Source organism: Polyangium spumosum (assembly GCF_009649845.1).
GTDB lineage: Bacteria > Myxococcota_A > Polyangia > Polyangiales > Polyangiaceae > Polyangium > Polyangium spumosum.
The window spans coordinates 400,878-413,014 of the sequence record NZ_WJIE01000006.1; the positions used below are offsets into that span (position 1 = coordinate 400,878).

General features: G+C 68.6%; 10 protein-coding genes. 9 read left to right on the plus strand and 1 reads right to left on the minus strand.

Features of this window, described 5'->3' with window-relative positions; translation table 11 throughout:
- Positions 1-110: 110 nt before the first annotated feature.
- From GF068_RS22630 to proB, 7 genes are all read left to right on the plus strand, one after another.
- Positions 111-1,688 carry a SulP family inorganic anion transporter gene (locus GF068_RS22630; protein WP_153821513.1) on the plus strand — a complete coding sequence of 526 codons (1,578 nt, stop codon included), beginning with the start codon at positions 111-113 and terminating at the stop codon, positions 1,686-1,688.
- Positions 1,689-1,693: 5 nt separating this feature from the next.
- Positions 1,694-2,344: a carbonate dehydratase gene (gene can / locus GF068_RS22635; protein ID WP_153821514.1), complete on the plus strand. Its 651-nt coding sequence runs from the start codon at positions 1,694-1,696 to the stop codon at positions 2,342-2,344.
- Positions 2,345-2,593: 249 nt separating this feature from the next.
- Positions 2,594-4,576 carry a multicopper oxidase family protein gene (locus GF068_RS22640; RefSeq protein ID WP_170319618.1) on the plus strand — a complete coding sequence of 661 codons (1,983 nt, stop codon included), beginning with the start codon at positions 2,594-2,596 and terminating at the stop codon, positions 4,574-4,576.
- A gap of 91 nt (positions 4,577-4,667) precedes the next feature.
- Positions 4,668-5,120, plus strand: a complete 453-nt coding sequence (locus GF068_RS22645) for a hypothetical protein (RefSeq protein WP_153821516.1) — start codon at positions 4,668-4,670, stop codon at positions 5,118-5,120.
- On the plus strand, positions 5,117-6,925 hold the full coding sequence (locus GF068_RS22650) for an FAD-dependent monooxygenase (protein WP_153821517.1): 1,809 nt from the start codon (positions 5,117-5,119) through the stop codon (positions 6,923-6,925). Before GF068_RS22645 ends, GF068_RS22650 begins: the two co-directional genes overlap by 4 nt.
- Before the next feature lie 40 nt (positions 6,926-6,965).
- On the plus strand, positions 6,966-7,634 hold the full coding sequence (locus GF068_RS22655; RefSeq protein ID WP_240807210.1) for a hypothetical protein: 669 nt from the start codon (positions 6,966-6,968) through the stop codon (positions 7,632-7,634).
- On the plus strand, positions 7,627-8,745 hold the full coding sequence (proB, locus tag GF068_RS22660) for a glutamate 5-kinase (RefSeq protein WP_153821518.1): 1,119 nt from the start codon (positions 7,627-7,629) through the stop codon (positions 8,743-8,745). The genes GF068_RS22655 and proB overlap by 8 nt, the downstream gene beginning before the upstream one ends.
- A gap of 30 nt (positions 8,746-8,775) precedes the next feature.
- On the opposite strand, the gene GF068_RS22665 is transcribed toward proB, so the two are convergent.
- The gene (locus GF068_RS22665; protein ID WP_153821519.1) at positions 8,776-9,282 is read right to left on the minus strand and encodes a hypothetical protein; all 507 of its coding nucleotides are present in this window, start codon (positions 9,280-9,282) and stop codon (positions 8,776-8,778) included.
- Between the two features lie 900 nt (positions 9,283-10,182).
- On the opposite strand from GF068_RS22665, the gene GF068_RS46355 reads away from it, so the two are divergent.
- Both GF068_RS46355 and GF068_RS22675 read left to right on the plus strand, forming a co-directional pair.
- Positions 10,183-11,328 (plus strand): hypothetical protein, encoded by a 1,146-nt coding sequence (locus tag GF068_RS46355; RefSeq protein ID WP_153821520.1) that lies wholly within the window; start codon positions 10,183-10,185, stop codon positions 11,326-11,328.
- A 2-nt stretch (positions 11,329-11,330) separates the two neighbouring features.
- Positions 11,331-12,125, plus strand: a complete 795-nt coding sequence (locus GF068_RS22675; RefSeq protein ID WP_153821521.1) for a hypothetical protein — start codon at positions 11,331-11,333, stop codon at positions 12,123-12,125.
- Positions 12,126-12,137: the final 12 nt, after the last annotated feature.

Below are 12,137 nucleotides of genomic sequence, written 5' to 3' on the forward strand. Positions count from 1 at the left end.
CCTTACAGGAGGCCCCCGACGTTCTCAACGTCCCCATCGTCGGAATCTCGACGCTCCTCATGCGCTTCCATCTGGCAACCGCCCCGCGCCGGCTGTAAGCGCATCGTGCGATGACGCTCAAGGACAACATCGGGAAGGACTACCTCCGCTACGACGCCGCGGCTGGCCTGGTCGTCTTTCTGGTCGCGGTGCCGCTCTGCCTCGGCATTGCGCTTGCGTCCGGGGCGCCGCTGCTCGCTGGCCTCGTCGCTGGCTTCGTCGGCGGCATCGTCGTGGGTTTCCTCTCGGGCTCGGACGTCAGCGTCAGCGGCCCGGCTGCCGGCCTCACGGTCATCGTCGCGACCGCGATCCACAACCTCGGTTATCCTGCGTTCCTCGTCGCCGTCATCCTCGCCGGCGTCCTGCAGCTCGCCTTTGGCGCCTTGCGCCTCGGCGCCCTCGCCGACTACGTCCCGAACGCGGTCATCAAGGGCATGCTCGCGGCGATCGGCATCGTCATCGTCTTGAAGCAGATCCCGCACGCCCTCGGCCGGGACCTCGATTTCGAGATGGACATGCGCTTCATCGAGCCCGACGGCAAGGAGAACACCCTCTCGGCCATCGTGAAGGCCCTGCTCAGCGCGAGCCCTGGCGCCCTCCTCATCTCGGGCGCCTCGCTCGGCATCCTGCTCACCTGGGACAAATTCGTCGCCCCGCGCGCCAAGGCCCTCAAGCTCGTCCCTGCGCCGCTCGTCGTCGTCGTCGTCGGCACCCTCTTGAACGAGCTCTTTCGCCTCCGCGGCATGGCCGGGTTTTACCTCCGGGGCGAGGACGGCCACCTCGTCACGCTCCCGATCCTCGGCTCGCCGCTCGACATCTTCGGCGAGCTCACGCGCCCTGCCTGGTCGGCCTTGCGGGACGAGGGCGTCTACGTCACGGGCGTGACCCTCGCCGCGGTCGCGAGCCTCGAATCGCTCCTCGCCCTCGAAGCGGGGCAGCGGCTCGACCCGTACAAGCGGATCGCCCTGCCGAACCGCGAGCTCATCGCGCAGGGCCTCGGCAACCTCACCTCGGGCCTGCTCGGCGGCCTGCCGGTCACCTCCGTCGTCGTGCGCACGAGCGCGAACGTGTATGCCGGCAATCGCACCCGCTGGTCGACGATCTTCCACGGCCTTCTTTTGCTCGTCGCCGTCCTCCTCCTCGGCCGCGTCCTCAATCGCATCCCGCTCGCCGCGCTCGCCGCCATCCTCATCGTCATCGGCTCGAAGCTCATGCCGCGCGCGCTCTTTCAGGAGATGTGGCGCGAGGGCCTCTCGTCGTTCGTCCCGTTCTTCGTGACGATCGTCGCCATCGTCTTCACCGACCTCCTGAAGGGTGTCCTCATCGGCCTCGCGTTCGGCGTCTTCTTCGTCATTCGCACGAACTCGCACGCGGCCATGATCGTGGTCTCGCAGGACAACTATTACCTCTTGCGCTTCAACAAGGACATCAGCTTCGTGCACAAGGCCGAGCTCAAGGAGAAGCTCTCGAGGATCCCCGAGGGCGCGACGCTCATCATCGACGGCACGCGGGCGCTGCACGTCGACCGGGACGCCTTCGAGGTGCTCGACGACTATCGCGAGACGGCGAAGTTCAAGGACATCAAGGTCGAATTCAAGAACCTGCGCGGAAAGCGCCCCGACGGCGAGCTGCCGGCGGCGACGAGGTGATCGTCATGGATGCGTACAAGAAACTCCTGCTCGCCAACAAAGCGTGGGTCGCCGAGAAGCTCGCCATTCGCCCCGACTACTTCGAGCGCACGGCGACCACGCAGACCCCTGCGTTCATGTGGATCGGCTGCTCCGACAGCCGCGTCCCGGCCGAGTCCGTCACGAGCACCGAGCCCGGCGAGCTCTTCGTGCACCGGAACGTCGCGAACCTCGTCGTCCACACCGATTTCAACATGCTCAGCGTGCTCCAGTACGCGGTCGAGGTCCTCGAGGTGAAGCACATCATCATCTGCGGCCATTACGGCTGCGGCGGCGTGCGCAACGCGATGACGAACCGCTCGTTCGGTCTCATCGACAAGTGGCTTCGCCACATCAAGGACGTCTACCGCGCCCACCGCCGCGACCTCGAGACCATCGCCGACCCCGAGAAGCGCCTCGACCGCCTGGTCGAGTTCAACGTCACCGAGCAGGTGCAGAACCTCGCCGAGACCAGCATCGTCCAGCACGCCTGGGCGCGGTACAATCGCCCCACGGTCCATGGCTGGGTCTACGACCTGCGCACCGGCTTCCTCAAGGAGCACGCCCTCATGAAGCCCGGCGCGCCGCTCGAGGACATCTACCGCTTCGACTTCGACGACGTGCCCTCGAAGCATTGACGCGATGAGCTGAGCGGCTCGGTCCGGGCGCCTCGCGTGCGCGCGACTGTATCATGACCGTACCGCGGATGTACCTGTTACACCGCCGCGCCCCGCGCGCCCCCTGCAAACGCGCGAGAATAAAAGGGGTCGATGCCTGGCACGACGGGTGCTGTTGTGTCGCGCCTGCATCGAGTCCTATGGTTTCAGGTGCGGCCGCGTCCTTCCCCGGTCCTCCCGGCCGACCGAAGACGCACGAGGGGTCCTTACATGCATGATGAAAACAGGCACGACAAACGCTCTTCCGGCCTCGCGATATCGCTCGATCGGCGCGGCTTCTTGAGGCTCGGCGCCACGCTGGGCGCGGGCCTCCTCTTGCCCGATACCCTCGGGTGCGGCGACGATCCCGTCCTCCCCCCGCCGCCGAACCTGGCGGTGGCCCCCGAGCTCTTTCAGCCCGCCTGGGTCCGATCCCAGGGCCGCCTGCTCGACATCGAGGTGACCATCACCGCGACGCAGGTCACCGTGGGTTCGTATACCTTCATGACCCGCGCCTATACCGACGTCACCGTCAAGCAGGGCACGGCGAGCTTCGAGAATGGCGCTTATTCGGGCGCGATCCCCGGCCCGACCCTCCTGGTCCAGCCCGGCGACACGATCCGCTTCACGCTCATCAACAACCTCCCCGACGACGGCAGCGCCAATGACCCCGCCGATTGCGGCATCATGGGCGGCAGCAGCTCGAGCAGCAGCGGCGGCGGTGGCGCGCACGGCCACCTCCCCGGGCACAGCAACAACACGACGAACCTCCACGTCCACGGGCTGCACGTCGATCCCGGGCCGCCCGGCGACGACGTCCTGCTCGAGATCCCTCCCGGCGGTAGTTACATCTTCGTGTTCGACATCCCCGAGGGCGTCGGCATGCCGGACGGGACCTTGGCCAATCACCCCGCCGGGACGTACTGGTATCACCCGCACGTCCACCGCTCGACCGCCATCCAGGTCTTCGGCGGCATGGCCGGGGCGATCCTCATCCGCGACGAGGCGAACGACGACCTCGACAAGCTCTTTTCGCCCGATCCGCAGCCGGGCCAGGGCAAGGAGCAGCTCCTCGTCCTCGGGGAGTTCATGCTCCAGACCTGCAATGGCACGACCCGCCTCGCGACCTACAACGAGATCGTGACCGACGCGGCTGGGACGGTGGATTTCTTCCACATCAATGGCCAGGTCAACCCGATCCTCCGCATGCGCCCGAGCGAGGTGCAGCGTCATCGCCTCATTCACGCCGGCTTCCACTTGCCGGTCGACGTCGTGTACGTCCGCGTGCCGGACGATCAGGTGGACCCCGCGACGTCCCTGCCGAAGGCCGGCTACACGCCGTTCGATTACGACTGCCCGGCGAAGAAATTCGACCCGGCGGAGCACGCCGCCTTCGAGGCCGCGAAGAACGCGCTCCGCGCGCAGTCGGTCCCTTACGTCCAGGTGGCGACGGACGGGGTCACCTACGCCGAGCCCTTGCCGATGCCGATGGCCAATGCCGTCTCGGAGGTCGAATACCTCGTCGGGCCGGGGGCCCGCGTGGACATCCTCGCCCGGTTCGACGCGGGCACGTACCAGATGGTGACCCTCGGCTACGACCTCGGCTTTGCTTGCTCCACGCCGCAGGTCCTCGCCACGATCGTCGTCGAGGGAGAGCCGGACACGAGCATCCAGATCCCGACGTCGATGAAGACGCCCGCGCTCTACCCCTCCTTCGACGACCCGATGAAGCCCGGGAACCAGATCACGAACACGCGGACGCTCGAGTTCAAGGTCGCCGTCGATCCGGGCGCAGATAGCACCGCGGGATACCATTTCACGATCGACGGCAAGGAGTTCTGCGAAGGCCGCGTCGACCAGTGCGTCGCGCTCGGCGCCGTGGAGGAGTGGACGATCAACAACGTCCAGGAAATGGCATCGCTCCACCCCTTCCACATCCACGTCAACTCCTTCCTCGTGACGTCCATCAACGGAAAGGCGCCCGCGCACCCCATGTGGCGCGACACGATCTTCCTGCCCAAGGAGGGCTACGACATGAACGGGTTCGCCGGGACGTTGACGTTCCGCTCGCGGTTCCTCCATTACACGGGCTCGTACGTCCTCCACTGCCACATGTTGCAACACGAGGACATCGGCATGATGCAGATCGTCCAGGTGGAGGCGGACGCGGCGTGCACGCCGCCGGTCGTCATGATGTGCCCGCCTCCCCCTTGAGCCACCCCGCGGGGACCATGGCTCATTTCCAGCCACCCCCTGGCCACCTCTGGCCATCGTCCCCCCCGGCGCCCGTGCTCTCCTTGCTCGCATGAGCTCCGAGCCCCCGCCTTCCTCCACGACCTGGGTCGTGGGCAAGGCGCTCTGTATCTTCTCGGCCTTCACCTACGGCCTCCTCACCGCGGGGATCGACGTCTTCGACCCGCACCACCTCCGGAACCCCGATTGGCCGGGGCACGCGAGGTTCCACCTCCTCTGGCTCATCAGCGGCGGTGCCCTCGGCGCGCTCGCCTCCATTTACCTGTTCTGGACCGCCACCCCCCGCTCCCTCGCGCGTATCCACACGGGCGCCCTCCTCGGCGCCCTCCACATCGGCGGGTTCTTCGTGGCTGCCGCCTTCAAGAACGCGGCGGGCGCCGAATTCGACGCCGATGGCCGCGTCCTCTTCGGCTTCCTCCCGCCGGCCATGCTCCACCTCGGCACGTCCGCGGCGCTGCTCTTCGCCGGCGTCCGCCTCTGCCACCCGAAAGGCAAAACCACATGAGTGATCGAACCGTCGCCGCTCCCGTCCTCGTCATCGGCGCTGGGCCTTCGGGTATGGTGAGCGCCTTATGCCTCGCCAAACGTGGCATCGATTGTCTGCTCGTCGAGCGCCGGGACGGGCCGGACACGCACCCCAAGGCGCACGAGCTCTCCGCGCGCTCGATCGAGATCCTCCACGAGCTCGGGTTCGGCTACGACGAGCTCGCCGCGGAGGCGTCTCCGGCCGAGGACGCCGCGAAGATCCTCTTTTGCGACACGATTCAGGAGGAGTTCGGCTGCATCGATCTCCACGCCGGCAGCGCCGGGCGCAAGTACCGCGAGCACCTCGAAGCGCCCATGCCTTACCTCAACGTCTCCCAGGTCGAGCTCGAGAAGGTCGTCCGAAGGCACGTCCTCGCCTCGCCGCGGATCCGGGTGCTCTACAACCACCAGTGGGAGTCGTTCGAACAGGACCGCGAGGGCGTCACGAGTCGGATCCAGGACCGGGCGACGGGCGAGACCTTCACGGTCCGGAGCGAATACGTCCTCTGCGCCGACGGCGCGGGCAGCCGGAGCCGCAAGGCCCTCGGCATCGAGATGCGGGGCCCGGACAAGCTGCTCGATTTCGTCAATGCTTATTTCCAGGCGGACCTCCACCGGGTCGTCCGCACCCGGGGCAAGCTCTACTTCATCTTCTCCCCCAGAGCGCCGGGCAGCGTGTTCATCGCCCACCACGTCGAGAAGCGCTGGGTCTTCCATTACCCCGTGGCGACGCCCCACGAGAAGATCGAGGAATACACGCCCGAGGTGATGCAGAAGAAGATCAAGGCGGCGCTCGGGCGTGACGACGTCGACATCGAGATCACCTCGATGAGCCACTGGCGCATGACCGCGCAGGTCGCCGACCGCTTCCGGAGCGGGCGTGTTTTCCTCGTCGGCGACGCGGCCCATCGATTCCCGCCCACCGGCGGCCTCGGCATGAACTCCGGGATCGGCGACGCGCACAACCTCGCCTGGAAGCTCGCCATGGTGCTCGACGGCCGCGCCCCGCCCTGCCTGCTCGACACCTACGAGGCCGAGCGCCGCCCGGTGATCCAGACGAACTGCGACGAGAGCCGCCTCAACTTCGAGCGAATGAGCGAGGTCGCCGAGGCCTTCGGCATTCACGTCGACGACGCGCGATGGGTCACCGAGGCGCTCGCGAGCTCCACGATGCGCGCGCTGCCCGAAGCTCTGCGCGCCTTCGCCGAGCGACAGGCGCAGCGTTACGGCGAGGGTGTCCTCGCGCGGTACCATCGTGACCCCGCGGTGCGGGAGCGTGTCCTCTTGGCCATCGCGCACCAGCGCTCCCATTTCGACCGGATCGGGCTCGACCTCGGCTACACCTACGAAGAGGGCGCGATCCTGCGCGACGGCACGCCGCCGCCGGCCACGGGTGACCACGTCTCCTCGTACGTCCCCTCCACGCGGCCGGGCGCTCGATTCCCCCATGTCTGGCTGGACGGCAATACGCGGCGCCGCGGCAGTCGAGCCATCATCGATTACCGCGCTTCCATCCTGCTCGTCGGCGCCGCGGTCGAGGCGCGGCTCGGGGACGTCGAGGCGCGCCACGGCGTCCGGCTCTTCGAGCTCCGCGCGGCGGACATCCCCGCCTGCCACGTGGCCGCGGTGCACACGGCGCTCCAGATCGAGCCGGACGGCGCGCTCTTGATCCGGCCGGACGGCCACGTCGCGTGGCGGCAGGCGCGTGGCGTGATTCTGTCCGACGCGCTCATCGCGTCGATCGTCGGCCAGGTGTACGGGGGTGGAGCGCCGCTCGGGGGGTGAGGGCTTGCCCCTCCGCCGGCCGCTCGGGTACGGTCGGGCCATGACGACCCCCGCCGCTGCCGTCCGCCCGCAGAGCCAGAGCACCGTCGCGGTCCCCACGGCGGCGAGCGCGCCGACTGGCCGCCTCGCCGTGCTCTCCGTGGCGGCCATGGGCGCGCTCGCCATCCCGCTGCCGATCCTGCCCGACCGCATGGTCACGCGCCTTCGCGGCGCCCTCGCCCACGACACCGCCACGCGCCACGGCATCAGCCTCACCACCGACGCTCGCGCGCTCCTGGCCAACGTCGACAGCGAGCAAAACGCCGCCCGCGCCCTTGGCCGCAAGGCTGCCGAGGCCATCGGCTTCGCCATCTTGAAGCGTGGCCTCGGCCCCCTCGGCGCGCTCACCAACGTCGCTCGTGCGCTCGAGGTCTTCGCCTTTGGCCACCTCTTCGACCGCTACGTCGCGCAGGTCCGCCAGTCCGGGGCCGTCCGCATCCACGCCGAGGAGGCCCGCAAGATCCGCGAGACCATCGACCGCGCCTTCCTGCACGCCTTCTCCCCCATGCTCCGCCCCACGCCCATCACGCTGCCCGACTCGGTCGAGGACCTGCGCGACGAGTTCACCCGCTGGATCGACACGGCCATCCTCACGGGCGCGTCCTTGCCGAGTTACGTCGAGCGCCGCCTCGAGGCAGCCTTCGACGAGGTCGTGAGCCACGATGGTTGAGCCGGGCGCCGTCGACCCTTCCCATCCCCGCGTGCTGCTCGCCAAGACGCGGCGCGTGATCCTCAAGATCGGCTCGAAGAGCCTCACCGGCGACGCCTGGGACCGCCTCGCCGAGGACGTCGCCGCCTACCGGGGGGGCCACGGCAAGCGTGGCGCGCGTAGCGTCGTCATCGTCTCGAGCGGCGCCATCGCCCACGGCATCCAGAAGCTCGGCTTGAAGAGCCGCCCCAAGGACATCGCCTGGCTGCAGGCCGCCGCCGCCGCGGGCCAATCGATCCTCATGCAGCGTTACGAGGAGGCCTTCGACAAGGTCGGCATCCCCGTCGCGCAGGTCCTCCTCACGCACGCCGACCTCGCCGACCGCGCCCGCACGAACAACGCCCGCGGCGCGCTCGGCGCGTTGCTCGAGGCGGGCTGCGTCCCGATCATCAACGAAAACGACGCCGTCGCCGTCGAGGAGATCAAGTTCGGCGACAACGACCAGCTCGCGAGTATGGTCGCGCCCCTCGTCGACGCCGACCTCTTGCTCTTGCTCTCCGACGTCGAGGGCTTGCTCGACGCCGGGGGCCGCCGCGTCCCGCTCGTGCGCAGCATCGCCACGGAGGCGCGCCCGCTCGCGGGTGGCTCGACCTCGGGCGTCGGCACGGGTGGCATGACCAGCAAGGTCGAGGCCGCGCGCCGGGCGACCCTCGCGGGTGCACACGTCGTCATCGCCCACGCCCGCGAGCCTGGCATCCTCGGGCGCGTCGTCGGGGGCGAGGACGTCGGCACCTTCTTCCCTGCCGTCCCGCAGCGCTTGAGCGCCCGCAAGCACTGGATCGCCTACACCTTGCGTCCACGCGGCGCGATCCTGGTCGACCGTGGCGCGGCCGAGGCCATTTGCGCGCGGAACCGCAGCATCCTCGCGGTGGGCGTGCTCGGCGTGCGCGGCACGTTCCAGCCTGGGGACGCCGTCTCCGTCGTCGACCCCGACGGCCGCGAGATCGCGCGTGGGCTCTGCCGCCTGTCACCGTCCGACGCGGCGCGGGTGGCGGGGCAGAAGCGGGAGGAGGATGGGGAGGAGATCGTGGTCATCCATCGGGACGACCTGGTGGTGCTGCCGGGGGAGTGAGGGGCGGGAGCGGGGCGGGGGACGGGGCTGCTAGCCCTCGGCCGGCGTGGCCTGCGACTCTGCTTGCGCCGCCTCTGCGAGCTTCTTCTTCCGCGTCTTGAGGCCCTTCATGGCGAGGGCGGACCGGTACTTGCGCGTCTTTTCGTACTTCGCGAGCAGGCTCTCGTTCCTCGTCGTCCTGGCGCGGCGCTCGATGGCCACGGCGAAGGCGTTCACCTGCCGCTGCCTCTTGTCGTCTTCCAGGGCCCGGGTCTCTTCCATCACCTCGACGAGCTTCTTGAGGGCGGGCAGGTGCGCGTCGATCATCGCGACGCGGCTGTTGGACTGCTGGAAGGACTCGAAATCGGACTTGGTGATCCCGGCGATATCGCCGAGCGCGGCCTGGTTCGTGAGGATCTCGGAGACGACCTCCGAGAAGCCATCTTGTTCCGTGCAAAAGCCTCGGCGCTCCCCGGACGCCAGGTCGACGAGGAAGGGCGCGAGCGCGGTGCAATCGTGGACGAGGATGTCGAGCGCGATGGGCTCCAGATTCGGCATGGTGGTCTCCTCCCCAAGAGGGGGGCATGGGTGCAATGCGGTCTCCACGCGCAATGGCGCGAGGTGGATGGGGAGGATGGGCATGGCGGATTTGTTTGCAAGGGTCGGAATCTTGCTCGCGGGGCGAGGGATGGCGCGGGCAGGGTCGATCGATGGTGCCCGCAGGGTGGGTGGATGGTGCCCGCGGCTTCGTGGAGGCCGTGGGCAGGGTCGATCGATGGTGCCCGCGGGGTGGGTGGATGGTGCCCGCGGCTTCGTGGAGGCCGTGGGCAGGGTGGGGTGATGGTGTCCGCGGCTTCGGCGATGCCGTGGGCAGGGTCGATCGATGGTGCCCGCAGGGTGGGTGGATGGTGCCCGCGGCTTTGTGGATGGCGCGGGCAGGGTCGATCGATGGTGCCCGCAGGGTGGGTGGATGGTGTCCGCGGCTTCGGCGATGCTGCGGGCAGGGTCGGATGATGGTGTTCGCAGGGTGGGTTGATGGCGTCGACGGATTCGCGGATGCCGCTTGCAGGGTCGAGGGATGGTATCGACGCGCGCGGCGGCCTCCGCCGGGGTGGGTGAGGGCGGGCAAGCAATGTGGAGGAGGGAGCGGGGAGCATGGTCGATCCGTGGAGATTGACGGGGCTCCTGGGAGGGGGGCTAGACGGAAGATGACGAGTGTCGGAGATTGCCTGCTGCTCAACGAAACATTTTATTGTGTCGAATCCGTGAAGCCCGGAGAGGCGACATTCAGGGCAATGTTCAAGAAGACGCGCGGGCACGACGTTCTCATCACGCGCATCCGCCCGTGACCTCGCCGGCCCGGCGGCCGGGCCTCACCCGCCACCAGGACGTCGAAGCCCCTTCCGTCCGAGCCGCGACTTGGGCTACACTCGCGGCCCTTTTTCGAAGCTCCGGCCGATGTCCTCCTTCCAGCAACATCGCTTCCTGTTCCCGGCTGCTCTGCTCCTCACGCTCGCCGCGCCGGAGGCGCGTGCCCAGCCGACGCCTTCCGCCTCTGCCTCGGCCCCCTCGGCCCCGACCGCGTCTGCGTCGCCCCCGCCCGAGGCGCCGCCTCCGCCGCCGCCCGAGGCCTCTTCCTCCGCGGAGCCGCCCCCGCCCGAGGCGCCGCCTCCGCCGCCTCCACCTCCGCCACCCCCACCCGAACCCATCACCCCGAAGCCCGCGCCTGCCCCCCGCCTGACCTTGTTCCAGGCGCAGACCAGCGCTTCCCTCGCGATGGTCTTCCCGGGTTACACCGTCGGCGCGAGCGTGCGTGGCGGCGGCGGCGTGTACGGCTCCTCGCTCGGCAGGGGCAATCCGTTCGTCACGGGGTATCGTTATGTCGAGCGCGGCGGCGTCATCTCGGGCCTCGTCGTGGGCGGCCTCTTTTACCTCCTCGGCGCCACCGCCGCGGCCATGCCCGACTCCACCACGACCACCACCTCCTCTTATCTCCGCACCAACAACCGCGGCGAGACCGAACGCGTCATCGAGACCCGCCGCACCGCCACCTACAACAACCCCGCGCGAAACGCCGCCGCCCTCAAGGCCAGCGAGGAGGGCGCCAAGGCCCTCGTCGCGTATCGCCAGCAGGCCTTCGAGCTCGACGTTTATACCCGCGATTGGTTCGGCTCGGGCCTCGGCGACGCCCGCGGCTATCGCATGAACTTCCTCTTCACCGTCTACAGCCACGAGCGGTTCTTCGTCGAGACGGGCTTTGGCTTCGGCGACGTGAGCGCCATCGTCCCCGGCAAGGACATCCTCGTCGAGGAAAAATACATCGGTATGCCCGTGCGCGTCATCGTCCCCTGGGGGCCGTTTTATGCGCAGGCCGCGCTCGACCTGAATTTCCGCGGCCTCGACTTTGGCCTGCTCGCCGACGACGACATCGAATACCGCGACGTCGACGGCCGGCCGATGCGCGTGGACCCGGTGCGGCCGATTCCCTTCTCCTTGTCGGTGCACGCGATGCTCTGGCGGCTCGCGCTCTCGGCGGGCGTGGAGACGGCGCGGCCGTGGACGGGGCAGTTTGGTTATTTCGCGACGGCGGGGGCGAGGTTCTGATCATGGAGCTTTGCAAACGATGGCTCGGCCCGATGGGCGTCGCCTCGATCCTCCTCGCCGCGTTTTGCCTCGCGCCCGGCGAGGCCCGCGCCGCGGACGAAAAGCTCGCGGCCCTCCCGGAGATCTTCGAAGACAAGGACGCCCTCCTGGAGCGCGCGCCCGGCCTCGGCCTCAGCCACGTCATGAGCATGGCCATCGTGTATCTGCCGGGCTCCGTCGTCGACTTCGAGGAGGACCCGCAAAACCCTTCGATCGCGGGCACCGGCGCCCTCACGATCGGGGCGAGTTTCCTCCCGATCCCCACGCTCTTCGGCAGCCAGTTCGGCCTGGAGGCGGATTTCACGCTCGGCTTTCCGCTGGTCAAATCGTACTTCGGCGGCATCGGCGGCAATGTCGGCCTCGTCCTGCAGCCCCTCGCGTTCCGCTACCTGCGACTCAGCGTCGCGATCGGCGGAGGCTTCAACGCGCACGGCTACGGCTACCTGAAGCCGCGCCTCGCCTTCCCGATCGTGCCCGACCGGATCGAGGCCGAGGCGACGTATCGATGGATCCCGAACACCGCGAGCAACGTCTTCGACGGCGAGGACGGCCTCGAGGACGACGGCTTCGGCGAGCACAAGCTGCGCGGCTCCCTCTTCGTGCGGGTCGGCGAAAAAGACAGGAGCCGGGACTTCGGCTCCTTCGCGGTGCACGCCTTCTTCGAATACACCCGCGTCTCCGGCGACGAGGAGCGCCTCGAGCGCTTCCGGATCCGCCCCGGCGATTACCTGACCTTCGGCCTCGGCATGGCGTACTGAAGGGCGCTCTTT